The sequence below is a fragment of the Paenibacillus lactis genome (genome assembly GCF_017873605.1).
Lineage (GTDB): Bacteria > Bacillota > Bacilli > Paenibacillales > Paenibacillaceae > Paenibacillus_AQ > Paenibacillus_AQ lactis.
Genome location: NZ_JAGGKI010000004.1, coordinates 207875 through 234611 on the forward strand (window position 1 = coordinate 207875; position 26737 = coordinate 234611).

Consider the following 26737-nt stretch of genomic DNA (forward strand, 5'->3'; position numbering starts at 1 on the left):
TCATCTCCTGAGGAGTGTGTATTCCGTGATTCAAGGATTAGCCATAGGCATCATCTTTATTTTGTATGGATTGCTCCTATACCTGGTTCCCCCCAAGAGCACCAAGAGCTTTTATGCCTACAAAACAACGTCTTCGCTTAAAAGCGAGCGGCGTTTTAAAGTCGCCAACGCCTACGTCAGCCTGCTGCTCATGATCTTCGGGGTCGTCCTGCTCGCCATCGCGAGGCTGACCGGCAGCTTTACGGCTACGGGTATTGCAACGCTCGTCGTGTTTATCCTGATTTACATCCTGGTTGAACGCAAATTAAAAAACATGTAAAGCGATCCTTCTCCAGGATCGTTTTACATGTTTTTTGCTTCTTGGATATGACTAACGGATGCCTTTATAAATGTCCCTGCTCATACTCTACGTAGGAAATCCTCGCATACGGCTCCGGATCCGATGGCAGGTAATGGTTTACGACGAACAGGCATGTCACCACAAACAATAAAATGTACAGCACATACGCCAAATTTTTAACCACAAATATCTCCTCCTCATCCCTTCCGCCGATTAATCGCGGTCGAAATCATCGTAAGGCCGGTCCTCGAACCGTGCTCCCTGCTTCGGTGCCATCATCAGCTTGATGCCGCCGCCGATCAGCAGCACCGTAACGATCGCCGTCTTCATGAAATCCCGGATCCGGGAATCCAGGTACAGATTCGGGAACAGCGTCTCGAGATACGGCAGGACCACACTGGAAAATACGAAGTAAATGCCCAGCAGCACAAGTCCTAAACCGAGCCAGCGCTGCTGGCCGGATGTGCTGGCGATGATCGGCCGGTCGCGCAGCGGCTCCCGGCCGTAGCGGCTGACCTGCTGCAGGCCGTCGAAAAAGGCATAGCACCAGATCAGCGGAATCATAAACAGAAACAAGGACAGTCTAAGCACATCCAGCACATAGATGCTGCCCAGAAACAGGATCATCAGCTGGAGGCCCCGCTTCTGCAGTCCGAGGTACATTTGCCCCGCTCCAGGGAATGCAGACAGCATCGTAGCAAACACTTTGCTGCGTCGTCCGCTCTCACGACCGCTCTCCAGCTCTTCGAACAGCGTCCGGTCCATCAAGAACTCTCCTGCCTGCTTACGGTTAAGGAGCTGAACGACATCGAACATGCAGTACAGCCAGATCACCGGCAAGATGCCCAGAAAGAGCAGAAATACCGACTCGTGCGTCAATCCGGTCAGAAACACCAGGATGGTGCCAAGCCCGAAGAATGCGATCAGAAAAGACAATCCGCGCTGCATCAAGCCAAGCTGGAAATGTCCCAGCCCGGGTATAAACGACAGCAGGATCGTGAAGAAGCGTTCGGAATCGTCGCTTCGTTCGTTCGGCACTTCCATGGGCCGGCCATATTCATCATAAACGTAGGAAACCGGCGTGTAACGAAGCAGAGCCATTAGTAAATCGAGCATACTGATGCCCCAGATCAGCAATGCGCCAAGGATGCTCATGACAAACACGGTATTGGAGCCAGCCATAAACGTGAGCACCAATCCTCCCAACAAGCCGCCGAAGAAGAGCAGCGGATAGAGGACTGCCCGTCCGTTTCTCCCCCAGTAATAGTGGCCGAGGCCAGGGACAAAATTCAATATGAATGCAAGCATTTTGCTACGCTGCGGTTGCACAGTTCATCTTCCTTTCCAAAAATCCTTATTTGGGCAGCAGGCTGTCAATCCAGCCCGATGTTTTTTCTATCAGCTGATCGCTGTAGGACGGCGATCGGGAAAGCGGCGCCCCTTGCTCCGGACTGACCGACTGCAGTCTTTCGAACGCACCGGTAAACAGGAACAGCAGTGTGACGGATGCGGCAATCGCATAGTGAACGATCGCCTTCTCATACCATCGCTTCGGCCGGTCCGATGCGTATGCGGCTGCTCTTCGCGGATACGGCTTAATCTTTTCGTGATTCATGACTCGATCCGCGAATAAGGCCGGGTCCGGCAGATCCGGCAATCCGTCTTGGCGGCTAAGCGCCTCCATATAGAGCCCAAGCAACGAATCGTCCGACAACAGGCGCTCTTCATACAAAGCCCGTTCTTCCGGGGCGGCTTCCCCTTTTATATAACGCTCTGTCATTGCTTTGCGCTCTTGAATCGACCATGTCATTTCCACTCTTCCTCCTTCCAGTGCGTCCGGATCCATTGCCGGGCCCGGTACAGCTTTGATTCCACCGTTTTGACCGACACGTTCAGCTCGGAGCTAATCTGCTCATAATTCTTCTCTTCCAAATAAAAAGCCGATATGATCTCCCGGTGATTGGCAGGCAGCTCATCAATCCGCGCTCGAAGCGTCTCCCTACGCTCCTTATGAATGAGCAAAGTAACGGTATCTTCTTCCGCGGAGGGTAGCTTGTCTAATAGTTCTTCACTTCCGCCCGCACCATGCTCAGGCGGTTTACGATCCCGCTTACGTTTCATGTCGATCGCTTTATTTAAGGCAATGCGGGTGATCCAGGTCTTAAAGCCTTCGGAACGGTATTGGGGGAGAGCTCTATAGACTTGGATGAAGACTTCCTGCGACGCATCCTCCGCATCCTTGACATCTCGAAGCACCGAGAATGCGGTATGGAACACATGCTGGCTGTACGTATCAACCAGCTCCCGAAAGGCCTCCTGCTCGCCTTGAAGGATGCGTCTTATTAATCGTTCAGCTTCAATAACTCTCCCCTCCTTCCCAATATCAATAGACGCAAGACTGCATGCCCGCCCCTGCAACTTTTGAAAAAAAATTTCGTTACTCCTAAGAATCGTGCGTCAAGACAGGGCAAATTAGTCTCCCCTTTGGCGTGGAAGCAGAAGCTTGCACTGCCAGTAAGCGCCTAGTTTGTCTCAGACAGACGGAATCGACCATATTGCAGGATGTGCTTGGACGCAGAGTCCGGACTCCATAAAAAGAGGGCGGCCCGAAGGCGCCCTAGGTCTGCCGCTATTTTCGATTTCGGTTAATTCTTGTTCAATTGCCGGATGATTCCGCAAGCATTTTGTCCGTGACAATGACAATGGCATGAAATGGAGAATCGTTCGATTTGAGATCTCCGGCCGCAGCTGTTAACCGTCTATTCCTTGCACCGGCTGCCGTCAGAGGATCATCCCGCTGAGAACAAACCACATATTCATGACGAAATGCATGGTGATGACCGGAGCCAGACCCTGTGAGCGGATGGCTACGCCGCTCATCATCATGCCAAAGAAGGAAAATAACAAGCAGACGATCCACGGGAAGCCCAAGTGCAGATGGTAGAAACCGAAGGCAGCTCCGGCAATCACCAGTCCTTGGATTTCGCCGAAGTCTTCCGTTAGGCGGCTTAGAATATAACCGCGCCACAGCAGCTCCTCCAGAACGGCATTGATGGATGCGAATAGGAGCGCATATCCGATCAGAGCGATGAGTCCAGGCTGCCCCCAATCGATGAGGAAGGCAAACACGGCTCCCGTTACGGCCGTAAATATGAGGATAAATCGCCAGATCGGTTCCTTGTATAACCCTCGCATGATCCATGGGAAATAGATCGGATTGCTCCATTTCCCTACGGCCATATAACGGGGCTTGCTTTTTTGGAAGCAGCTGAAGATGGCCACGGGCAGAATGAACGCGATTAAACTTAGCCTTGACAACCCCACTGCCAGTCCCATGTCATCGGCGAGCCATTCTTTTATGTAGTCTCCCAGCGCGCTGTACATCCGGTATCCAAACGTAATGCAAGCAGCTGTTATCGCGGCTCTGCCTAACTCCTCCGAGGCGTTACGGAGAGCATTACCCGCCAGAATGAGGCCCAGTCCCCATAGCCATGCCATTCCAGGTGCAGCCATCTGTGCACCTATGATGGTAATAACCGTAATAACCATCAATAACAAACAGGCGGTCCATTCGCCTGATATTTTCTTATGCAGCAAACTGTTCTCCCCATCCGAAATACTGTCGTCTTTTCATGATACGCTTGAAACGGCTCATATTCAATACACTAAGTTAGCATACGCCTTCTCCAATCAGGCAGGAGCTTACGTATTCATAGATTGGATGAAGCAGGTTTAGAGAAAAACGAAACCTTAATTCGAATCGATGCCAAAAATAAAGGCCGAGAAGGATCCCTTCCCGGCCCGCTGCGCGTAGACGTTTCGTCTCACGCTCAACTGTTTTTGTTAATGTTGCTGAAGACCTTATTGCTAGTTGTTCTTATTGCCGTTGTTGTTTTTGCCGTTGTTCTTATTCCCTTGATTGTTTTTACTGTTCTTATTGTTCTTATTGTTCTTATTGTCCGTGTTATTTTTATCATCCTGCTTTTCTGTTTTATCTTTATCCTTGTCTTTGTCTTTATCCTGTTTGCCAGGCTTCGCGTTTCCCTTGGAATCGGACTGGATATCTCCGACCACGATGCCCAAACCGTTGGTCCCGATGTACACCCTTCCGTATACCCGCGGATCGCCGGTTATGGCGCGATTGGCCGATCCGAATTGATGCTCATCGTCATTGATTCGAATCCAGCTGGCTCCCCCGTTGTCCGAACGGTAAACCCCGTACTTGTTGTTTATTTTGGCGTAGCTGTATAGCGCCATCACGTTTTGTCCAGGTGCAGCCTTGCCGAAGCCAATGGTAGCCGCTTCCTGGATACCCTCCAGCTTGACGAAGCTATTGCCGGAATCCGTGGAGTGCCATAAACCATAAGCGCTTTGCGTGTTGCTGTTGTCTTTGGCCGCCGCAATCCATATTTCCCCTTCCGCTCCCGGAACCGCTTTGAATTTGCTGGTCAAGGTCTGCGGCAGCCCCGTCGCCTGAGAGGCTGTAAAGGTTGCGCCGCCATCGTTGCTGATATAGAACTTGCCGTTGGCTATGCCATAGAACTTGCTCGGATTTACCCGGTCGGAAGAAATGATCGCTCCTTCCGGTATCCCTTGCGAAGCATGCCAGGTAACTCCCCGGTCCTTGGTGTAGCTTACAGGGCGTACGCTTTCGGATGAACTGCTCTTCGGACTCCAAACGATCCGGCTTCCGTCCGCGCCGACGGCCACCCATCCGCCTTCGGTTTTGTCGCCCTCGGCCGATGGCCAGGCATTGGCGGCCGGTGTCCAGGTCTTCCCGTTATCCATAGAAACGCCCATTCTTGGGGCCGTTCCTTCCGCATTCCCTACCCGAACGATGATGTTGGGGTTCATTTCCGCATAGTCGATATCGGTGCTCGTACCGAGATATGGATTGGTAATCATCTGCGGCGCTTTCGTCAAATCCTCATGCCGGAAGCCCCCGATATCCCCCATCGCACTCAGCAGCGGGGCTCCCGATGGAGGACTGATCAAGCCGAGAATCGCCGTTTCTTCGATCCCGTTCGCCTGCACGGAAATGTTGACGTTCTGCCCCCGATCAAGTGCGGTCATGTTATCGGTCCCGTATAGCGTCGCCCCCGTACCATACAGGATGCGGTCCGAATTGAACGGATCGATCTCCAGATCGCCGATCATCCAGCCCAGCTTAGGCGAAATTTCGGGCAGCGCTTTCTTCTCTCCCCAGTCCAGCCATGGAGATATCGCGTAATCGATCGTAAATCGGTTTTCTCTTACCGGATCCTTCGAATAGTCAAGCGTCCATAGCGATGTCCATGTTTTGCCACCGTCCGTGCTGCGGTAGATGAACTCGTCCGGCCACCACTTGTTCATCGTCGCCACCATCAGCGTATCCGGATGTCTGGCATCCACCGAGATGCCTCCATACGGATGCTCGGTGCTGCCTGTCGGGCTGACATCCGTCCACTGGCCCGTCTTCGTATTGTACTTCCATACGGCTCCCGTTCCGCCGTCATATGGACCGATAAACTCATTATACGTAATATACAAATTCCCATTTGAGCTTAATACGCCGTGATGCGGAAAGAAATTTTGCCGCGGCTGCCCGGGAAGCAGCTCCCATGACTGGCCGCCATCAGTGCTCCGGTAAATACTGTTGACCGTATCGGCAACTCCGACGTAAATGGTCTGCGTTGCTTTTCCCCGGCTGCCCGTTGTCGGGTCGAATGTAATCCATACCGGTCCGACGATATCGCCATAATAATCCTTTGCGCTGCCGTCATTCGGGAAGCTGGCCACCTTGCCCCAGGTTTTCCCGTAATCTGTGCTTCTCCACAGCCCGTTTCCGCTGCGCGCCCCCAAATACAGGACCCGATTGTCGTTCGGATCAATCGCGAGCCGCTCGCCCATTGACCGGCCCGGCATATTGCCGCCAAGCTTGAATGGAAGCGCTGTACGCTCGAAGCTGTCGCCGCGGTCCTTCGATCGAAGCAGCACACCGTTCATATCCGTCCAGTCGTTCGTGTATGTACCGGCCGCGATATACAATCGGTCCGGATCCACAGGGTCCGTTGCCAAGCTTTCCACACCGAGCATATTCCATTCGTCGAAGCCTACGAAATTCATTAGCTGAATCCAGGAGCCGGTCTCCGGATTCCAGCGATAAGCACCGCCAATATCGGTACGGGCATAGATGAGATCCTTCTCGCTCGGATTGAATACAATGCCCGGAATGAAGCCGCCGCCGACCACTTTTGCGCGGTCCCAGCTGTAAGCTTGTTCCTGGATGCCTTTCCTTCCTGGTGCTTCCTTGGCCTGATCTCCCGGCGAGCTTGCGAAAGCAGCCCCACCGATCGAGAATGTCAGCGAAGCGGCTAAGGTGATATTACATAGCTTTTTGAACATGAAATCCCTCCTGTACCGTTGTAGACGACCATAAACTGCGAGCCTTTCGATAACTTTTCGTTGAATCGGTTCGATGCTCCCCCCTCTTATTGCGCCATTCATGACTGGTTGAAATCCAAATGCGCAGTATAAATTGAAAGCGCTTGCCAAAAAGAACGACAGTGTATTACGCCACCTATTCTATATGGAATAGAGCCGCAATAACACCTGCCATTTTGGATATATTTTCATGTAAAAATTAGTGATCCTGCCTTCTCACCGGTTCTAGCTTGCGGAACAGAAAGGACTCACCCTTTAGAAACGCCTGAATATAGGCCAAGGCGTACGGCTGTTCAGCCCGCATGCCTTCCCACTCCAGCGGATTGGGAGCGTGGTGACTATAGTTCTCCATCATCGTCATGATAAAAAAGCACTCCAATTTCCTCACTTCATCCTGGCGCACTTCGCGGGCTTCATCATATGCCCGGAGCAAATCCCGTCGCTGTTCGGGCCCCAGTGCGAGCAGGATTGCTGCCGTATCGTACAGAAAATATCCAGAGCCGCATCTTCCGAAGTCGATCGGACGAGGGTCATCCTCGTCGAATACGATATTTCCAATGTGCAGATCGGCATGGATCAGTCCATAGCTATGCCTGTCCTTCTTCATCCCTGCCAGCTCTGTTTGGATCTTTGCTGCAGCTTGTCCATACAAACGCCAATCCGGCTTCGTTAAAAAGCTGCTGTAGTATCGCGAGAGTCTGGTCATTGCCATGTCAAAGCTTTGTCTTCCCCAGTGCGGCCGGATAAAACCGGATGGAGGAACGAACTGCTCTCCAGCCTGATGAAGGCTGCGAAGCAATTTACCGATGTTATGCACCTGCCGATCCGTGAGCCTCCCTTCAGCAGGTTGCCCATCAACCCATTTCATCAGCGTTATATATGAAGAGGCATTGCCATCGTCCGTACGAAGCTCTATCACGGTTTCTCCGTTTCGGTCAGGAACGCCTGAGGGTGCGTGTATGCCCTCGACTCCTTGTAATGCTTCGAGAAAGAGCAGCTCCGACTGGATCTCCGCTTGGCTTCGCTCATCCAAGTGGATCCGCAATAGATGCTTGTCCTCCCCTGCCGTACGAATACGGTAGGTTGCATGCTCGGAAAATCCGATAAACTCCACATCGGCGCCTTCCAATTCATAATGCTTGCACGCGGACCCTGCCAGCTTCTGAGCCTGGTTCAGTAAAGCTGCCTGTGTTTCTTCCGCCCCCACTTTTATATCATGCTCCATATCTACACCTCTTCGTCCCGGTTCTTCATCATCGATTCTAACCGGCCAACCATGCCCAGGGATATGCAGCAAATGAGTTGAACCAATGTAAACACAAAAAAGCCACATTAGAACGTGGATCTAATGTGACTTGCGCTTACTTGTTGTTTTTGGTATAAACGATTTTCTTGATCGAATCGCACGACAAGCAATATTGTGAGGACAGATCGTCGATGGAAGCACCCTCCGTGAATTTCCGGCGGATTTCCTCGTTCCTATTTTTCAAATAGGCCCTGCTTCCGGAGTTCTCTCCCCATTTCTTCCGCAGCCCCTCGGGCTTCGGGATGTACACCATCTTGCCTTGCACATATTTCTGCACTTCCTTCAACAGCTCCTCAGGAAGTATAATATCCGCGTTTATATATTTCATGGCATCCTTGCTCCTTAAAATGTAAATTCGAAATTTTAAGGATGCAAAGTCCACGTGATAAACGGCCTCTTTTCACCAAGAGGAAATCAGGCGGTAACCATCTTCTCGCTCCATGCAAACAACCGCCGTTGTTCATCAAATAGACTTTGCATAGAGCACACTGTCAACTTCTTCATATTTGGCCCCTCCCTTCAAGATAATGGAATTCCGACAGGTTACGTTCATTATAGCGAAATCCGTGCCCGAAGTACACATGAGTGATTGAGACGGCTTGCTCGGGATCAACACATGTGCCATGCATGGTTCATGAAACGAATGTGGCGGCTCTTTCAAGAAATTGTACTTCCACCCCCAATAATGCATCGATTACCCGCACAAAACAAAAACAGCACGCCCGCTAAGGACGTGCTGCTTGTCTATCTTCCGATATTTCTGAATTTCTGCGTATAGGCTTTAGCATCCTGGGCCGTGCGCACGCGATTGCGGCTCCATTCCAGCAGAATCCGGTCGATGTAGCGGAAATGCAGCTTTCCGGCAAACACCGCTTCCTTCAAGGCCAGCAGGATCAGCTCATCCGGATAACGGTCCGCATCCACCCACCCGGAGATCGTCTCGAGTTCCATCGGAGACAGCGGGCGGCCGAACTCCTTCTCGAAAATGGTGAACAGATTGCGCTCTTCCTTCTCCGGAACCGTCCGGGCTCCTGCGGGATCCATCGGCGCGGACCCTCCCCGGCCCGAGAGCGGGGACTGGGGTTTGATACGGTCCGGCTGAGGGGTCATATCCTCTTCGGCCATGCAATCCGCCAGCTTCTTGTACAACCCGTTCAGGTTGTACCGCTCATAATGGATTCCTTGCGCTCCGTCGACGTACTCATCGATACCGAGCAGCCCATCCTTCATGAGCCGCTGCAGGCTGGGCGCGATCGACGCGGCCGGAATGCCGGTTACATCCGACAGCTCCTCCAGGGACGGAAATGCCTTGAATTCGACCTGCTGAAATCCGATCAAATGGATCAGCAGCATCGCCTCCCGGTCCGTCAGGCCCAGCTTCCGGTAGTGGCGAAGGAGCGAATACGGAATAATCGCCATGCCCTGGCTCATTCCCGCTGCCGCGCCATCGGCCCACGATCCCCGGTTGCCTCCGGCGTTGCCGTGATCCATAGACTCACCTCTCACGGCTTATGGATACAACCGATACAATGTTCTTGGGAACGGAATCGTTTCACGCACATGATCCAGACCGCAGATCCAGGCTACCGTCCGCTCCAGTCCAAGCCCGAAGCCGGAATGTGGAACCGTTCCGTATTTACGCAGATCCATATACCACTGATAGGTGTCCATCGACAGGTCATGCTCCTTGAAACGCTCTTCCAGCAGCTGCGGATCGTCGATCCGCTGCGAACCGCCGATGATCTCGCCATAGCCTTCCGGGGCGATCATGTCCGCGCACAGCACGACTTCCGGACGGTTCGGATCCGGCTTCATGTAGAAGGCCTTGATGCCGGCCGGATAATGCGTAATAAAGACCGGCTTATCGTATTTTTCGGCAATGGCCGTCTCATGCGGCGCGCCGAAATCCTCACCCCAAGGAATATCGAAGCCTTGCGTGTGCAGGAATTCGATGGCCTCGTCATACGTAATCCGCGGGAACGGAGCCTGGATCGCTTCCAGCTTGGAAATATCGCGGCCGATCGCCTCCAGCTCCTGGCGGCAGTTTTTAACGACCGATTGCACGACATGAGCGATGAACTGCTCCTGTACCTTCAGACTCTCCTCGTGATCCGTGAAGGCCATTTCCGGCTCGATCATCCAGAACTCGATCAGGTGACGGCGGGTTTTGGATTTCTCTGCCCGGAATGTCGGACCGAAGGAATAGACCTTGCCGAGCGCCATGGCGGCCGCTTCCATGTACAGCTGTCCGCTTTGCGTCAGGTAGGCATCCTCGTCGAAATACTTCGTATGGAACAGGTTCGTCGTTCCTTCCGCGGATGTCGGCGTCAAAATCGGCGGATCCACCAGCGTAAATCCGTTCGTATCAAAGTACTCCTGAATCGCACGGATAATTTCCGCCCGGATGACCATAATCGCGCGCTGCTTCTGCGTACGAAGCCACAGATGGCGATGATCCATCAGGAAATCGACGCCGTGTTCTTTAGGCGTAATCGGATAATTCTCTGTCAGATGGATGATTTCGATGCCCGTTACCGTCATCTCATAACCGGATTGGCTGCGGGGCTCCTCGCGGATCACGCCCGTTACATAGAGCGAGCTCTCCTGCGTCAGGCTTTTTGCATCATTCCATACCTGCTCGGACACTTCATTCTTAACGACTACGCCTTGAATATATCCGGTACCGTCCCGAAGCTGCAGGAATTGAATCTTGCCGCTGGAACGCTTGTTGTTAATCCAAGCGCCGATGGTTACCGTCTCACCGACATGCTGGCTGACGTGACGAATCACACTTTTGGTGGCCATGCTAAAATCTCTCCCTTTATCACTGCGAATTAACGGTATAAAGCTTGTACGATACGATGCGTATCCCGAGCGATAACCAATTCCTCATTGGTAGGAATGACAAGCACCTCGACCTTTGAATTCGCCGTGGAAATGCGGCGAGGCTCGCCGGAACGAATGCTGTTCAGCTCCTCATCCAATTCTACGCCGAGATAGGTAAGCTGCTCAAGCACCTTTTTGCGGAGGACGATCGAGTTTTCCCCTACGCCTGCCGTAAATACGATGACATCCACGCCGTTCATTGCGGCAGCGTAGGACCCGATATATTTACGGAGCCGGTACTCATACATATTGAATGCCAAGGTCGTATTCGGCTCGCCTTTTTCCATGCCTTCCGTAATTTCACGCATATCGCTGCTGATTCCGGAAATCGCGAGCAAACCGCTGTGCTTGTTCAGCATCGAGTTCACTTCATTGACGGTAAGCTCTTCCTTATTCATGACAAAAGGAACGATGGCAGGATCCAGGTCGCCGCTGCGCGTCCCCATCATCAAGCCTTCAAGCGGCGTCATCCCCATCGATGTATCGACCGACTTCCCGCCGTCAACGGCAGTCAGCGAAGCCCCGTTGCCAATGTGGCAGGTAATGATCTTGAGCTCTTCGATCGGACGGTTCAGAAACTCGGCTGCCGCTTGGCTGACATAAGCATGGGACGTACCGTGCGCACCGTAACGACGTACTTTATATTTATTATAAAGAACTCTCGGGATAGCGTACAGGTATGATTTTTCCGGCATCGTCTGATGGAAGGCGGTATCGAACACAACGACCTGCGGAACGCCCGGCATATTCGTTTCCGCTGCCCGGATCCCCATCATGGAAGCGGGATTATGAAGCGGAGCCAGGTCGAAGAGGCGGCGGATTTCCGCCTTGACTTCGCTGTCCACCAGGGCCGATTCCTTGAAGGACTCACCGCCGTGTACGACCCGATGGCCGACGGCCTGAATGCTGTCGATGGATTCGATGACGCCATGCTCTTCATTCGTCAGCATGCCGAGCACTCTGCGGATCGCGGTCGTATGCTCCAATATTTCACTGACCTCGGTCACTTCCTGTTTCCCGGTCGGCTTATGGGTCAGAATCGAGGAATCCATCCCGATCCGCTCCACCAGGCCTTTGGCCAGCACGGATTCATCCGTCATGTTATACAGCTGATATTTAAGCGAGGAACTGCCCGCGTTAATTACGAGAATATTCATATCCGGTCACCATCCTTGTCGTACTTGAAAAAGCCCTCGCCGGTCTTCACGCCAAGCTGTCCGGCACGCACCATCTTCTTAAGCACGATGGACGGACGGTATTTCAGCTCGCCGTATTCGCGGAACATGCGTTCGAGCGCGGCAAGAATGGAGTCAAGACCGAAACGGTCCGCCATCTCGAGCGGCCCGTGCTGGAAGTTGTAGCCGATTCGCATCGCGTCGTCGATATCCTCCGCGGACGCAACGCCTTCCTGTAGCAGATGCAGCGCTTCGTTGATCATCAGCGTAATCATGCGCGTCGTTACGAAGCCCGGAGATTCATAGACCATGATGCCCTTCTTGTCAGCCACTTCCTCGACAAAACGCTTCGTTTCGGTAAACGTCTGTTCGGACGTTTTCAAGCCGCGAATAATTTCAACGAGATCCACCTTGGATACGGGATGTATAAAGTGCATGCCAATAACACGCTCCGGATATTTCGTGGAGCTGGCAAGCTCCGTCAAGCTGAGCGTGGATGTATTGCTCGCCAAGATGACATTGCTCGGACATACTTGGTCAAGCTGTTCAAATACTTCTTTTTTTGCATCCAAATCTTCTATAATCGTCTCGATGACCATATCGCAGGTGCCAAGCTCCTTGATATGCGTCACTTTCTGAATCCGGCTAAGTATAAGTTTCTTCTCCGCCTGCGTGATGCCCCATTTCTCCAGCTGTTTATCCAGACTGGTTTCGATCATGCGGTATGAATAGTCCAATCTCTCTGGAGATTTCTCAACGAGCAGCACGTCGAGCCCTTTGGCGGCGAGCATTTCCGCAATGCCCTGCCCCATCGTACCGCCGCCGACAACGCCGATTTTTTTGAAGTACATGGTTTCTACTCCACCCTTTCCTTATCTCTATACAGTATTGTACCCCTATTTGTCGAAAAATGCATTTTTAGAGGTTGTCCAAAAAATCGTCTTTTGATCACGAAGTGATTCAAGAAGAAACTCGGCATCGAATCTTGAATTCAGCCGGGCTTAAGTAGCAGCTTCCGAAGCATGTTTTCTGCGAAAACATTTCAGGTGCTCACGTACCCAGTACGTACGCTCCGCTCCTCAATCCCTAGCTTCTTCCAACCTTCTTGGTGCTGAAAACCCGATTTTTTTGAACATGCATTTTTAGAGCACAAAATATAATAATATCTTAGCATGAGAAAAAAGTAAAAAAAAATAACCAGCATAACAAATTATGCTGGTAAAAGCGCGTTTTCACGAAATTGACAACGAAATTGCTCTCCGGACAAAATTTCCTCTTTCATCAGGATGTCAAGCGAATTGTCGAATATCGCCCGATTCCGTTCCAACAGGCCTTTCGTCCGGGACATGAGCTCTTCTAGGATCATATTATTCTCGCGCATCAATTCCTCGGTCGTAACCATATTCATGTTGATGATGCCAAGCGAGGTTAAACCGGATTTCATCATCGTCTCCACAATGTTAAGCGATTGCTCAAAGTCATTGCTGGAGCCGGTGCTCCGCCCGCCGTAATAGATTTCTTCCGCGGCAGCTCCGCCAAGCGCGATCATAATCTGCTCTTCCAGGAACGATTTCGTATAGAGATACTGCTCCTGCTGCGGATTGTGACGCACATAGCCAAGAGCTTTGCCGCGGGGGCTGAGCGCCACCTGCTTCACGCTGCCGGGGCGTACGAGCTCCGCCATAATGGCATGACCCAGCTCATGGATCGCCACCCGCTTCTTCTCTTCGATATTGGATTCGCGGTCTGACCGCTCACCCATCATGACCTTATCGATGGCCATGGACAGATGGCGCTGGTGAATGAATTGCTCATTCTCGCGCATCGTGTAAATCGCCGCTTCGTTCATGACGCTTTCCAGCTGGGCGCCCGAGAAGCCGTACGCTTCCTCGGCGATTTTCTCAAGGTCCACATCCTCATGCAGCGGTTTGTTGGCCGCATGCAGTCTTAGAATATGGGCTCGTCCCTTCTTATCCGGCAGATCCACCTGAATATGGCGGTCAAATCTTCCCGGACGAAGCAGGGCGCTATCCAGCATCTCCTTGCGGTTCGTGGCGGCGATGACGAGAATACGCGGCGCCTCGGTCGAATAGATCCCATCCATTTCGGTCAGCAGCTGGTTCAGCGTCTGATCATATTCGCGCTGCTGCCCGCCTTCACGCTTCCCGCCGATGACGTCGATCTCATCGATAAAGATAATTGCGCTCTGTTTATTCTCCTTCTCGGCCCGGGTGCGGGCATCCTTAAACAAATCCCGGATGCGTCCGGCTCCGACGCCGACGTACATTTCAACGAATTCGCTGCCCGATGCAGCCACGAATACGGAATTGGTGTAATGGGCGGCTGCTCTGGCCATGAGCGTCTTCCCCGTCCCCGGAGGACCGGTGAGAAGAATGCCCTTGAGCGGACGGATTCCGAATTTCTTGATATCTTCATGACGGATCAGAAAATCAAGCGCCTCCCGAAGCTCCTGCTTGGCATTGTCCTGCCCGCCGATCTCCTCAAAGGTCAGCTTCGAGGGGCCCGCTTTCTTGCGTTTGCGTTCATTTCCTGCTCCGACGGCGATCCCGCCTCTCATCTTCGCGATGAACAGCAATCCGCCTACGAGAGCAACCGCGATGATAACCGGCACGATATTCACCCCGATAAAAGCCAGGAATACCAGCAATACCGGGACAAAGCCGATCGCTACTTCTTTCGTCCATTTAGGCATGGCTCCACACCTCCATTGTTCCGGGCTGACGCGGCAGGATGATGAATTTACCAGACTTTCCATCCGACAGGCTGATGTAGACATTGTTGTCGTCGATCGTCGCTTTTGCGCTCAGATTCGGCGTACCGGCGGCCAGCCGATCCAGGGATTTCTGGATGTTGGTGTATTGCTTGTTATCCATTGCCTCCGCAACAGACAGCATCGCCTTTTCCCACCACTCATCCAACGCCTCCGAGGAGTGGTCCTCGACTTGAATTTTAAGCTCCCGGCTGCCGATCACGGATTTGCCTTCACGCTTGATGTGCTGAACCAAGCCCTGCAAATTCGTGTCCGGAGCCAAATCGAGTTTCAAAGATACGGCATCCTGTTTAATATCTATATGAGAACTTTTCACGCCTTCATATTGAGAAACAACATCGGCCAGCGGACTCTGGACAGCGAAACGCTGATATAGAAACCATCCGCCGAAGAGCACCAATGCCGAAATGACAACCGTCAGCATGATAGGGACAATGCGTAGTTTCATGAAGTGCCTCCTTCAGTAGTAGTAATTTGTAGATTAGAATAAATCACATTTATATACAGTATCATATGCTATGACTAATAGATCGTTTTCTGTCTAATGAGTACAACAATGAGTATATCACATAATCTATACTTTTTCATGCCTTCCTGTGAAAATATTAAGAACAGTTTTTCCATATTTTTCAGACAGCGCTTACAAACCCAAAACAAAGAGGCTTCCTTGTACAATCGCGTACAAGAAAGCCTCTTTCCTGTATAACTGATTTATTGATTTGGAAGAATAATGTCCTCTCCGATCGCCTGTCCGTCCTGGAAGCGATAGAAGCGATAACCTAATTGGCCCTGATTCTCATATTGGAGCTGCCATGTATACTCGCCTTCATACATCACGGGGAGCAGCCGCTTGATCACAGCACCCGGCATCTCATTGCGAATCTGCTCGCGCATCTGCTCCTCGGACAATCCGCTGCTGAGCAGCACGGCCTGAACCGCATCCTTGCCTTCAACAGGAAGGTTATCATCCGTAAACTTCACCCAGACCATGATCTGATGCTTGTCCTGATTCGTTCCCGTGATGACCCAATAATTGTTGTTCTCGCCCCATACCGATTTGTAGGTCTTATCCTTCGTCACCAGGCCGCCATGCTGGCGAGCGGCTTGCACCGCCAGGCTCTCCTCATTCCACGTGTCCTTCATGACATAGGAATAGTACAGCTGCACGCATAGCAGCGCCAGCAGCAGCCCGGATATACTAAGCAAAATCCACTTTGTTCTCTTTTTCAAACCGTCTGATCCTCCCCCTTAATCTGCCCTAAAGGGTCGAAAGACGCTCGAATGAACGCTGGGCTTCACGGCGGATCCGTTCCTCATCCAGCGTGAGGCAGGAGCCGTGCTTAACCACCTGCTTGCCGTCAACCCATACATGCTCCACATCCTTGGCGGAGGCCGAGTAAATTGAATGCGAAATGTAGTCCGTGCGCGGCAGGAAATGCGCTTGATCGGTATCCAGTGCGATCATGTCCGCCTTCATCCCGACGGCCAATCTGCCTACGTTATCAAGAAATGCCGACCGTGCTCCATACTCGCTTCCCATTCGAAGCGCTTCGGCTGCCGGAATAGCCGTCGGATCGCCGCTGACGCCCTTGTGGATAAGGGCGGCCAGGCGCATTTCTTCGAACATGTCCAGGTTGTTATTGCTCGCTGGTCCATCGGTTCCTAGGGACACTGTCACACCTGCTTTCAACAGCTCGGGAACACGCGCAACACCGCTGGCCAGCTTCAGGTTGCTGCCGGGGTTATGGGATACCGCGACATCATGCTTAGCCAATATTTCAATCTCTTCGTCCGTCAAATGCACCGCATGCGCAACCAGCGTCGGACGCGAGAACACGCCGAGCTTCTCCAGATGGGCCACCGGACGCTGTCCGTAGTCATTCACATTCTGCTGCACTTCGGCTGCCGTTTCGGACATATGGGTATGAATCGGCAGATTCAAATCATGCGCCGCTTGAACGAATTTCTCAATGAAGTCTGGCGGGCAGGTGTAAGGCGCATGCGGCGAAATCATCGTCGTAATCCGGCCCTCCGCCTGACCGTGCCAGTCCTTTGCAAAGGCAATCGCCTCATCCAGCTTCTGCTTCTGTACTTCCGGAGGACACAGCCCGATGACGCCTCTTGTCAGCACTCCCCGCATTCCGGAGTCTTGGACAACCTTGGCGACCTGATCCATATGGTCATACATGTCAACGAAGGTTGTCGTACCGCCCTTCAGCATCTCGAGCACCGAGAGCGAAGTGCCCCAAAATACATCGTCGGCCGTAAACTTCGCTTCCATCGGCCACATTTTCTCCTGCAGCCAAACTTGCAGGGCCAGATCATCGCCAAAGCCGCGAAGCAGCGACATGGCTGCATGTCCATGCGTGTTGACCAGCCCTGGAAGGAATAACAGATGCGTTCCGTCCATCACCTGGGTTTCTGCATCGACCTGAGGCTCCTCTTCCCCCAAATACGTGATGCGGTCGTCCTCCACAACCATATACCCGCGGAGAACCGGCTGTCCTTCCTGAAGCACGGCAAATGTTCCGTTCTTAACCATCCACTTCGTTGTCATGCTGCGCATCCTCCTTCCCATTGTCCAAATAGTAAGCCAGACTTTGCAGATCCGTCGTAAAATCCGCGGTGTGAATGCGGATATGAGGCGGCGCCTTCAGAATCGTCGGGGCAAAATTCAAAATCGCCTCGATTCCGGCGTTGATCAGCTGATTGGCTACGTTTTGCGCTTCAAAATCCGGTACCGTAATGATCCCGATTCGAATGCCGTATTCCTGGACCGTCTTGTCCAGCTCTTCCATCGGCTGCACCGTCAAGTTATTGATCTTCAGCCCGATTTTCGGAGGATACGAATCGAAAATCGCCACAATCTTCATATTATCTTTCAGAAACGCGTTGTAATTGGATAGCGCATGTCCGAGATTGCCCGCACCCACCAGCGCAACGTTGATCTTCTGGTCCAGCTTCAAGATTTGGCGGATTTTCTCAATGAGATAGGAGACATCATACCCGATGCCCTTCCGGCCGAAATCCCCGAAATAGGCCAAATCCTTGCGGATTTGGGCCGGGTTCAGGTCGAGCTTCTGCCCAAGCTCCTGTGAGGAGACGGTGGACACCTCCCGCTTATGAAGCTCATTCAAATAGCGCAAATAGACTGGCAATCTGCGGACTACGGCCTCTGAAATTTTATCCGATTTCATGCATGCTCCCCCTATTAATAGGATGATAGTTCATCGCTTCCAATATAAAGCCTTGCTCCCCTTTAGGTTCACTCTTTTTCATTCTCCCTTTCCTCGAGCCACTGCGCAATACGGGGGACGATCCCCTCGGTCGGCATATGCTCCATTTTCGGTCCGGGCAGGGAATACAAGAAGTATTTTCCATAATACGATTCGATTACCCGGGTATCGTAGACGATCACGATTCCCTTATCGTGGGCGGTCCGAACAAGCCGCCCGAAGCCCTGCTTGAAGCGGATGACCGCTTGCGGCACCGACAGCTTCATGAACGGGTTCTTCTTCTGCTGCTGCAGCAGCTCGCTCTTCGCCTCGACCAGCGGATGGTTGGGCGGCTGGAACGGCAGCCGGACAATCGCCAGGCAGGTCAGCGCTTCTCCGGGAATGTCAACACCCTCCCAGAAGGAGCTGGTCCCGAGCAGAACCGACGCGCTGCTATCCTGGAACCGGCGTATCAGCTTCGTACGGCTCGTACCATCCATTCCCTGACCAAGCACCGTAATATCGCTGGCAGCCAGCGCTTCCTTCAGCGGCTCGTGCACCTGACGAAGCATCCGGTACGACGTAAACAGGACGAGCATACGACCTTGGGTCGCTATTGCCGCTTCAGAGAGCGACTTCACAAGCGTATCCACAAATACCGCATCCCCCACGGAGCCCTTCACGCTTGGAAAATCCCGCGGAATGACAAGAAGCGCCTGCTCCCTGTAATTGAACGGGGACGGCAGCTGAACCGTGTTCAGATTCCCTGCGTCCGCCGCCTCCTGGAGCCCTAGATTATCGATCATGAATTGAAACGATTTATCGACCGACAGCGTCGCCGATGTCAGAATCACGCTCCGCTTCTTGTCAAAAAACAATTCCTTCAAATGCTTGCTCACATCAACGGGCACGGCGTAGAGCTGCAGCGACTTGCTGCGGAAATTGCCGTTGGCCTCCATCCAGTATACGGTTCCTTCGTCATTCAGAGCCATGAAGGACCGCAAATCCTCGCGATGCGCAGCCAGATCCTTAAACAAGCCCGACAGGTCAGTCAGCAGGCTGTCCGCACTGTAATCGTCAAGCTCTTCCTTCATCTCGGCGATCAGCTTGTCTCCCTTGCGAACGACGTCTCCCAGCGTCACGTGAATCTGCTGTTCCAGCTCGGCGAGCGCTCCCCAATCCTTCGGCTTCTTCGCAGGCGAGAGCCGCAGCGTATATTGCCCTGCATCTCCAGGAGAAGCATCGCCGCGTTCCGGAAGCAGCCCGAACAGCTGGTCGCTGAGTCGGTCCCAAGTTTCTTTCACCGTGATCAGATCAGGATAGATCCGGTCGATGACCGCCGACCATTCCCCGGATTTCTCATGGGGAGAAGCCTGGAGCAGCTGCCGCAGCGCAGGGAGCTGCCCGCTTCGGCTGTCCTTGTATAGACGCGTCAATGTATGAACCACCGTAAAATATTTCATCTGCAGCCCGAGATGCTTGCCGGCCACATCCTCCAAATGATGGGCTTCGTCGATGACGAGCCGCTCGTAGCTCGGAAGCATTTGGTGGTTCGCTTTTACATCGGTAAACAGCTTGGAATGATTCGTGATCACAACATCCGCAATGCCGGCCTCATGCTTCGCCCGATGGTAGTAGCACTTGCGGAACCACGGGCAGCCTCGTCCAAGGCATGAATCGGAATCGCTGGCGATCGTTTCCCAGAAATCGCCTCCGCGGCCGCCGAGATTCAGCTCCTCATCATCGCCGCTTTCGGTCTGTGTGAGCCATACCAGCATTTGGGCCGCCGTAATGACGTCCTCCTTCGGCGAATGAAAATCTCTCCTATTTATTTTATGTTCAAATTTTCTCAAACACAAATAATGACCTCTTCCCTTAAAGATGGCTGCTTTAAAAGGGAACGGCACTACCTGGGTAAGCAGAGGAATGTCGCGGTCTCGAAGTTGTTCCTGCAGGTTGATCGTATGCGTGCTGACCATCACCTTCTGCTCCTGCTTGACGCTTTGGTAAATGGACGGGAGCAAATATCCGAGCGATTTTCCAGTACCGGTGCCGGCTTCGATCAACAGATGCTTGTCCTCATCAAGCGCCTGCATCACTTCCTGGAACATGATGTCCTGCGCATCCCGGCTCTCATATTGTGGAAGCACTTCCTTCAAACGTCTCCGAACCTCATCCATATACTCATCAAAGCTCATGTTCGCCAGCGGATTGGGCTCCGCTTCATCGCGGACCGGAGCGATGTCCGTCCAATCCTCAACGCCTAATGCGAATTGGCGGTAGTAGGTATGAATGCTACCATCCTGGACGGCCTGCATCTCGCGCTCCACACGGATGCCGTCAAAGAACCAGGCCAAATCGCTGTCCTCTTCCGCAAACAGATCGCTCAGCCGCTGGATGGTCAGCAGAGGAAGCTCATCGATCTCCTCCAGGCATTTCAGCAGCACATTCGCTGTGGCAAGCGCATCGCTGTCCGCTTGGTGCGGACGGTCATGCTCGAGGCCGAAATGCGAGGAAACCATGCCGAGCTGATAAGATGGCAGCGAGGGGAAGCATATTTTCAAAAAGTGCATCGTATCTAAAATCCGGCCGCTGAACGGTAAATAACCGCAGCGATCCAGCGCGTTTTGCAAAAAGTTAAAATCGAAAGCCACATTGTGCCCGACCAGAACCACATCGTCCAGCATGGGCACGAGCTCCATCATCATTTCCTCCAAAGACGGCGCATCGGCTACATCGCTGTCGGAAATTCCGGTCAGACCGGTAATAAACGGAGGAATCGGAATCCCGGGATTGACGTACGTGCCGTACACGCGGGAGATGCCCCGATCCTCTTCGATGATGGCCAGCCCGACCTGGATAATTTCATCGGCAGACTGGTTGCCCGTGGTTTCAAAATCCAATACGGCAAATTTCATTTCGTTAAAATCCCTTTCTTCCAGACTAATTAACAGCATACCAGAAGTTGCGGCTTTTGAACATTCCGGCATACAGAATACCGGCTCCTCATGACCCGGACTCCTGCATGGAATTCACATTTCTGGCATGTCCCTAGAGGCATTCAGTACTTCTATAACAACGGCAAAAAGCGATGCTGAACAGCTCATTCCCTGAGCCTTAGCATCGCTTCTTGTTCAGACTGCTGCTTACAGCAGCGAGATCAGCTGACTGCCGTACTGCAGATCACCCCGGTTTTTCTTGCAAACCTCTAGATTGATTATCGGGTCGGGTAATGTCGGGTCGCTGTGAATCGCAAGGGTAAAACATTCCTCTGCCTTCGCCTGGCATCCGTTTAAGGCTTGAATGCAGCCGAGCGCGTTATACACCATGGCCCGCAGCTTCCGGTCTTCAGCCATCGGCAGGATGGACATGAGCACGTCGGATGCCTGGGAAGTCTCCCCCAAGTGAAGTTGGGATAATGCAATGTACAGCTTGATCAAGAGACTATCCGGATACACGGCTGCAGCGAGCTTGAACTGCGCGATCGCCGGCTCAAACATCAGCAGCTTATAATACCCTTGTCCCCGGATGAAGGCATCATGCTGCAGCTCAGGCGCCTCGGTCGGCGGAAAAACCGGAGGAGATACGGCATTTTCGCGGAAGACGGCCATCCGTTCCTCGAAACGGAGCCATTCCTCAATAATGCCGTCGCTCATGCTCTTCAGCATATTCCAGTTTTGTACAAGCGCCTGCTTTTTAGGGCCATTTGCGGTAGGGTAATGCTTCACAATTTCATCTAACATGTTGTTCATTTCGGCGAATACATGTTGAAACATAGCGTGCATCCCACCCTTAGCGAAAAAATGAGATCAGTGCGTCGACCTGAACTCATTTTTTGTAGAAGTGGTCCTTTTCATCCCTTTGCGTTCCCGACACATTTTGGTCATTACAGCACAGCTGCGTGTACTTCCCGGTATGAAGTCGTTACAGGCTTATTGTTCTCGTCAACGATTACGACCGTCGGCGTATGGTTCTCATATTCCTCTTTGGACATCATGGCATAAGAAATAATGATGACGTTGTCCCCCGGCTGCACGAGCCGTGCCGCAGCTCCGTTAAGACAAATCACGCCGCTGCCGCGCTCTCCTTTAATGACATAGGTCTCCAGACGGGCGCCATTGTTATTATTCACGATTTGAACCTTTTCATTCTCCAGCAAATCTGCCGCTTCCATAAGATTCTCATCGATGGTAATGCTGCCCACATAGTTCAAATTCGCTTCCGTTACGGTCGCACGGTGGATTTTGGATTTCATCATCGTTCTAAACATGGGAATCCCCCACTTTCGGTTGAATTAACGCATTATCGATCAGGCGCGTACGGCCGAACCGCACAGCGAGCGCCATAATGACTCCACGATCTGTCCCTAAAGCCTGCTCAGAATCCGCAATAGGAGAAAGCTCCGGGAACGTGAGCACTTCGGCGTAATCGATGTCGGCCAGCGGCGACTGCGTAATATGCTCCCGAAGCATCGTACGAATCTCGCCTGCCGTCACCTCGGGGTTCTGCTCAATTATCGCCTGCGCCGCCTTCAGGGAGCCGGACAAGACGAGCGCCTGCCTCCGCTCTTCCGGGCTGAGATAAACGTTGCGGGAGCTTAGGGCGAGACCGTCTTGTTCGCGAATAATCGGGCAAGGAACGATGCTCACGTCCATGTTCAAATCCCGAACCATCTGCTCAATGACGGCTACCTGCTGGGCATCCTTCATCCCGAAGAAGGCATAGGCCGGCTTTATGATATGAAACAGCTTGGATACAACGGTAGTCACCCCGTCAAAATGCCCCGGACGCGAAGCGCCGCAGAGCAGCGAGGTAATCTCCGCAACAGTTATCTTCGTTTTCGTTGGCTGCGGATACATTTCCTCAACGGACGGGATGAATACGGCATCCACCCCTTCTGCTTCCGCCAAGGCAAGGTCCCGCGCTTCATCTCTCGGATAGGTCTCATAATCCTCGCCCGGTCCGAACTGGATCGGGTTGACAAATATGCTGACAACGACCGTTCCGCACATTTCCCGGGCCTTGCGCATCAGACTGGCGTGTCCTTCATGCAGATAGCCCATGGTCGGTACAAGTCCGACGGCTCCGCTTCCTTCGTGTTGTCTTGCTTGGATAAATGCTCTTGCTTCCGCTATGGTGCGAATGACGTTCATGAAGTGCCCACCTTTTCCTTATTGCCGCCGTAGAGCGCCGGTTCGGAGGCTTGCTTATTCTCGGATTTGAATACATGCTCCTCGGCCGGGAACGAGCGGTCCTTGACTTCTCTTACATATTGAGCGATTCCGTCACGGATGACGGATCCGATGTCCGCGTAAGTTTTGACAAACCGTTTGTCACGGTAGGGGGAAGCGTATTTCAATATATCATGGTACACAAGCACCTGACCGTCACAATATCGGCCGGCGCCGATCCCGATAGTCGGAATGCTCAATGCTTTCGTAATTTCGGCTGCGGCCTCTTCTGTGACAAGCTCCAGCACGACCGCAAATGCGCCGGCTGCTTCGAGCGCCTTGGCATCGTTCATCAGCCGCTTGGCATCCTCGGCGTCCTTGCCTTGAATCCGGTAGCCGCCGATCTGGTTGACCGACTGCGGAGTCAGGCCGATGTGACCGAGCACGGGCACGCCCGACTGAACGATCCGTTTGACGGTATCGGCGATTTCAGCGCCGCCTTCGAGCTTGACGGCATGTGCATGTCCCTCCTGCATGAGTCTGCGCACGCCTTTCAGGCTTTCGTCGATTCCCCCGTGATACGTCATAAACGGCATATCGGCAACGATGAACGTATTCTCCGCACCGCGGGCTACAGAACGCGTATGGTACACCATGTCATCCAGCGTAACCGGAATCGTTGAATTGTAGCCCAGAACGACGTTGCCGAGGGAATCCCCGACCAGAATCATATCGATATCCGCCTCTTCCGCCAGCTTTGCGGACGGGTAGTCGTATGCGGTCAGCATGCTGATCGGCTTGCCGTCCCGCTTCATATTCCTCATCTTAACAATGTTCAATGGTTGCTTGCCTGTCATTGTGACACAGCCTCCCTGTCGTAAAAGTATAAGCACAACAAAAAAACCTTTTAGCACAGCTTGCTAAAAAGGTCCGAAAGGCAAAAAAGAGTCACTCGCGATCGTCCCTTCTGTCTCGGTCCTTTCGGCTCAGAGCAGAATCCAACGTAACCGGCATAACAGTTATGAAGGTGTTCTAAAATAATGCATGATTCCTAATGCTACTTGCCAAGAGTGCAGCTCGCAATCGATCGCGATACCGCCTCTGGCTATAGTATAACAAAGTCCGAAAATTTTTTCACCCTGTTTGATTTACCTGGTATTGAAAAGAATTTCGCCGGAGTACACCGGAACCATTTCACCTGCGTCGCTGCGCACCATAAGGGCGCCGTCCTTATTCAAGCCGGTAGCTGTTCCCGTGAAATCGCCTTGCCCCGACTGTACCCGGACTTCGCGCCCGACCGTGCCCGACAGCGCCTCCCATGCGGAGGCGATAGGCTCAAAACCCTGCTCATTATATAATTCGTAGAGAACTTCCATTTCCTGCATGATCGTTTGAATCAGCTCTGTCCGGTTGACGACGTTCCCGCCAGCCATCCTTACCGAAGTCGCCACGCTTCGCAGCTCCTCCGGAAAATCGGTCTCCTTCAGGTTTACGCTGATCCCGATTCCCGCTACGCAATAACGGATCCGCCCGTCCTCCGCGGTGGATTCCAGCAGAATGCCGCAAACCTTCTTGCCTTCATATAAAATATCGTTAGGCCACTTGATTTGTGTCTGCACACCCGCTGATTTTCCGATTGCGCGGCATACCGCCACCCCCGTGAGCAGGGTCAGCTGCTGGGTTAAATGCAGCGGCTGCTTCGGTCTCAGGATCAAGCTCATCCAGATGCCCTTGCCGCGGGGCGAATGGAATTTGCGCCCCATCCGGCCGCGCCCGCCGGTCTGCTCTTCCGAGATGACGAGCGTACCTTCAGGCGCGCCTGCCTCCGCCAGCTCCCGGGCATCCTCCTGCGTCGATACGGTTCGGTCCAGCAGCTTGATCTGCTTGCCGAAAGAGCGGCTCTTCATTCCGGCTCCCAGCAGCTGTTCATCCAGCACGTCGGGCTCGTCCACCATACGGTAGCCGAGCCTCGGAAGCGCTTCGAACTCATAGCCGTGGCTTCGCAGCTTGTTGATCTGTTTCCATACCGCCGTCCGGCTGATGGACAGCCTGCGGCTGATTTCTTCTCCCGACAGGAACTGACCGGGATGCTCCTGAAACATACGGAGCAAGGAATACCCTTGATCATGATCCTTCATGATTCATTACCACCCGCTTTGCTTCATCAATCAACGATTCTTTATCATTGTTAATCTGGCCGGCCGCTGCAAGAAGCAGCAGCTGCCCGAGCAGCTCGCCAAGCCATGGGCCGCCGCGTTTGCCTAGCGCCTGAACCAGCTCATTGCCGGTCACTGCCAAATCCTTCAGGCTCTGGATCTGCATCTCCTCCAGCCATTCGGCAAGCTGCCTGTTTGCAGTCTCCGCCGTCGCTGCGGCACCGGAATGATGGAGCGCCTGCTGCAGTCGCAGCCAGCCTCCAGCCGACGCCTTCCCATGGGTGAGCACAAGGCGAACCCATGGAAGCTTATCCATTCCATCTTTATCGGCTCCGGTGATTTTAAGCCACTCTTCTTGAATGGACATCAGACTCACGATTTCCTGCCGCTGCTTGTTGGAGAACGTCCATCCCCGCAGTAGCTCATCCGCGGCTTGGGACCGGATATCGCAAGCCAGCAGGAGGAGCGACCAACGGATGTACGCATGCTCCGGGTCTATGAGCGGGATCGCCGATAACATGCTGTCATCATGGCCGGTATAAGGGAACGGCGCCTTCATCCGTGAATAAAGCCCGCTGCGGACGAACATGCTCAAGCCCCGCAGCGGCGAAGGACCGGTCATGATTTTTTCAAATTCGCTCCGGATCCGTTCCATGGCGATAAAGCTCAGCGTATCTCTCTCCGCAAGGATCCCCTTCCACGTTCGCGGCGCGATCGAGAAGCCGAATACCGAAGCGAACCGAATGCACCGAACCATGCGGAGCGCGTCTTCCCGAAAGCGCAAGGATGCTTCGCCCACGCAGCGGATCCTGCGCCGGTCGATATCCGCCCGGCCGCCGAACGGATCCACCCATGTACCGTCGAGCCCGATCGCCATCGCATTCATCGTAAAATCCCGCCGTCTCAAATCTTGCTCGACATCTCCGACAAAAGCCACCTCCGTCGGATGACGGTGATCCTCGTATCCGCCTTCGATCCGGAAGGTCGTCACCTCAAAGGCCTCCCCTTCCATCAGAACCGTCACCGTTCCGTGCTGGATGCCGGTCGGAATGACTTTGGGGAACAACGAGGCCGTTATCTCCGGCCGGGCAGAGGTCGTGATGTCCATATCGCTGACCCGGCGGCCCATGTACTCATCGCGAACGCAACCGCCGACCCAATATGCCTCATAGCCATGCTGAAGCAGCGTCCGGATGACTTCCGCGCTCCGATCCGCCATCGCCTGATCCGCATATTGCCATTGTATTGATTTCTGCCCATTTCTCATGATTTGA

At 53.1% G+C, this 26737-nt stretch carries 25 protein-coding genes; 1 reads left to right on the top strand and 24 read right to left on the bottom strand.

Annotated features, from left to right (window positions below; translation table 11 throughout):
• Nucleotides 1-25 precede the first annotated feature (25 nt).
• Complete coding sequence (locus J2Z18_RS09520) at nt 26-319, top strand: SdpI family protein (protein ID WP_028403595.1); 294 nt, start codon at nt 26-28, stop codon at nt 317-319.
• Between the two features lie 64 nt (nt 320-383).
• On the opposite strand, the gene J2Z18_RS09525 is transcribed toward J2Z18_RS09520, so the two are convergent.
• From J2Z18_RS09525 to J2Z18_RS09640, 24 genes are all read right to left on the bottom strand, one after another.
• Entirely contained in the window at nt 384-524 is a 141-nt protein-coding gene (locus J2Z18_RS09525; protein WP_007129878.1) for a hypothetical protein, read from the bottom strand.
• A gap of 29 nt (nt 525-553) precedes the next feature.
• Entirely contained in the window at nt 554-1669 is a 1116-nt protein-coding gene (locus J2Z18_RS09530; RefSeq protein ID WP_028403596.1) for a hypothetical protein, read from the bottom strand.
• Between the two features lie 25 nt (nt 1670-1694).
• A complete protein-coding gene (locus tag J2Z18_RS09535) occupies nt 1695-2150 on the bottom strand; it encodes a hypothetical protein (protein WP_210094616.1) in 456 nt (151 codons plus the stop codon).
• Nucleotides 2147-2758 carry an RNA polymerase sigma factor gene (locus tag J2Z18_RS09540; RefSeq protein ID WP_028403598.1) on the bottom strand — a complete coding sequence of 204 codons (612 nt, stop codon included), beginning with the start codon at nt 2756-2758 and terminating at the stop codon, nt 2147-2149. Before J2Z18_RS09540 ends, J2Z18_RS09535 begins: the two co-directional genes overlap by 4 nt.
• A gap of 363 nt (nt 2759-3121) precedes the next feature.
• Nucleotides 3122-3937, bottom strand: a complete 816-nt coding sequence (locus tag J2Z18_RS09545) for a CPBP family intramembrane glutamic endopeptidase (protein ID WP_007129874.1) — start codon at nt 3935-3937, stop codon at nt 3122-3124.
• 270 nt (nt 3938-4207) lie between these two features.
• A complete protein-coding gene (locus tag J2Z18_RS09550; RefSeq protein WP_007129873.1) occupies nt 4208-6724 on the bottom strand; it encodes a WD40/YVTN/BNR-like repeat-containing protein in 2517 nt (838 codons plus the stop codon).
• 238 nt (nt 6725-6962) lie between these two features.
• On the bottom strand, nt 6963-7988 hold the full coding sequence (locus J2Z18_RS09555) for a phosphotransferase enzyme family protein (RefSeq protein ID WP_007129872.1): 1026 nt from the start codon (nt 7986-7988) through the stop codon (nt 6963-6965).
• A 136-nt stretch (nt 7989-8124) separates the two neighbouring features.
• A complete protein-coding gene (locus J2Z18_RS09560; RefSeq protein WP_007129871.1) occupies nt 8125-8397 on the bottom strand; it encodes a CD3324 family protein in 273 nt (90 codons plus the stop codon).
• Between the two features lie 416 nt (nt 8398-8813).
• Nucleotides 8814-9560 (bottom strand): DnaD domain-containing protein, encoded by a 747-nt coding sequence (locus J2Z18_RS09565; RefSeq protein ID WP_007129870.1) that lies wholly within the window; start codon nt 9558-9560, stop codon nt 8814-8816.
• 18 nt (nt 9561-9578) lie between these two features.
• Nucleotides 9579-10874, bottom strand: coding sequence for an asparagine--tRNA ligase (asnS, locus tag J2Z18_RS09570; RefSeq protein ID WP_007129869.1), 1296 nt, complete (start codon nt 10872-10874; stop codon nt 9579-9581).
• Nucleotides 10875-10903: 29 nt separating this feature from the next.
• Nucleotides 10904-12112 carry an acetate/propionate family kinase gene (locus tag J2Z18_RS09575; RefSeq protein ID WP_007129868.1) on the bottom strand — a complete coding sequence of 403 codons (1209 nt, stop codon included), beginning with the start codon at nt 12110-12112 and terminating at the stop codon, nt 10904-10906.
• Entirely contained in the window at nt 12109-12981 is an 873-nt protein-coding gene (locus tag J2Z18_RS09580) for a 3-hydroxyacyl-CoA dehydrogenase family protein (protein ID WP_007129867.1), read from the bottom strand. The genes J2Z18_RS09575 and J2Z18_RS09580 overlap by 4 nt, the downstream gene beginning before the upstream one ends.
• A gap of 359 nt (nt 12982-13340) precedes the next feature.
• The gene (locus tag J2Z18_RS09585) at nt 13341-14843 is read right to left on the bottom strand and encodes an AAA family ATPase (protein WP_007129866.1); all 1503 of its coding nucleotides are present in this window, start codon (nt 14841-14843) and stop codon (nt 13341-13343) included.
• Entirely contained in the window at nt 14836-15369 is a 534-nt protein-coding gene (locus J2Z18_RS09590; RefSeq protein ID WP_007129865.1) for a hypothetical protein, read from the bottom strand. The genes J2Z18_RS09585 and J2Z18_RS09590 overlap by 8 nt, the downstream gene beginning before the upstream one ends.
• Nucleotides 15370-15632: 263 nt before the next feature.
• Nucleotides 15633-16151 (bottom strand): cell wall elongation regulator TseB-like domain-containing protein, encoded by a 519-nt coding sequence (locus J2Z18_RS09595; RefSeq protein ID WP_007129864.1) that lies wholly within the window; start codon nt 16149-16151, stop codon nt 15633-15635.
• A 28-nt stretch (nt 16152-16179) separates the two neighbouring features.
• On the bottom strand, nt 16180-17478 hold the full coding sequence (locus J2Z18_RS09600; RefSeq protein ID WP_007129863.1) for an amidohydrolase: 1299 nt from the start codon (nt 17476-17478) through the stop codon (nt 16180-16182).
• A complete protein-coding gene (locus J2Z18_RS09605; RefSeq protein WP_007129862.1) occupies nt 17456-18118 on the bottom strand; it encodes a redox-sensing transcriptional repressor Rex in 663 nt (220 codons plus the stop codon). The genes J2Z18_RS09600 and J2Z18_RS09605 overlap by 23 nt, the downstream gene beginning before the upstream one ends.
• A 68-nt stretch (nt 18119-18186) precedes the next feature.
• A complete protein-coding gene (gene dinG / locus J2Z18_RS09610; RefSeq protein WP_210094617.1) occupies nt 18187-21054 on the bottom strand; it encodes an ATP-dependent DNA helicase DinG, 3'-5' exoribonuclease type in 2868 nt (955 codons plus the stop codon).
• 228 nt (nt 21055-21282) lie between these two features.
• A complete protein-coding gene (locus tag J2Z18_RS09615) occupies nt 21283-21912 on the bottom strand; it encodes a hypothetical protein (RefSeq protein WP_007129860.1) in 630 nt (209 codons plus the stop codon).
• A gap of 110 nt (nt 21913-22022) precedes the next feature.
• Nucleotides 22023-22406 carry an aspartate 1-decarboxylase gene (gene panD / locus J2Z18_RS09620; RefSeq protein WP_007129859.1) on the bottom strand — a complete coding sequence of 128 codons (384 nt, stop codon included), beginning with the start codon at nt 22404-22406 and terminating at the stop codon, nt 22023-22025.
• Nucleotides 22399-23289 carry a pantoate--beta-alanine ligase gene (panC, locus tag J2Z18_RS09625; protein ID WP_007129858.1) on the bottom strand — a complete coding sequence of 297 codons (891 nt, stop codon included), beginning with the start codon at nt 23287-23289 and terminating at the stop codon, nt 22399-22401. Before panC ends, panD begins: the two co-directional genes overlap by 8 nt.
• Nucleotides 23286-24164, bottom strand: a complete 879-nt coding sequence (panB, locus tag J2Z18_RS09630) for a 3-methyl-2-oxobutanoate hydroxymethyltransferase (RefSeq protein ID WP_007129857.1) — start codon at nt 24162-24164, stop codon at nt 23286-23288. Before panB ends, panC begins: the two co-directional genes overlap by 4 nt.
• Nucleotides 24165-24455: 291 nt before the next feature.
• Complete coding sequence (locus tag J2Z18_RS09635) at nt 24456-25445, bottom strand: biotin--[acetyl-CoA-carboxylase] ligase (protein WP_007129856.1); 990 nt, start codon at nt 25443-25445, stop codon at nt 24456-24458.
• On the bottom strand, nt 25432-26730 hold the full coding sequence (locus J2Z18_RS09640; protein WP_007129855.1) for a CCA tRNA nucleotidyltransferase: 1299 nt from the start codon (nt 26728-26730) through the stop codon (nt 25432-25434). The genes J2Z18_RS09635 and J2Z18_RS09640 overlap by 14 nt, the downstream gene beginning before the upstream one ends.
• Between the last annotated feature and the right edge of the window lie 7 nt (nt 26731-26737).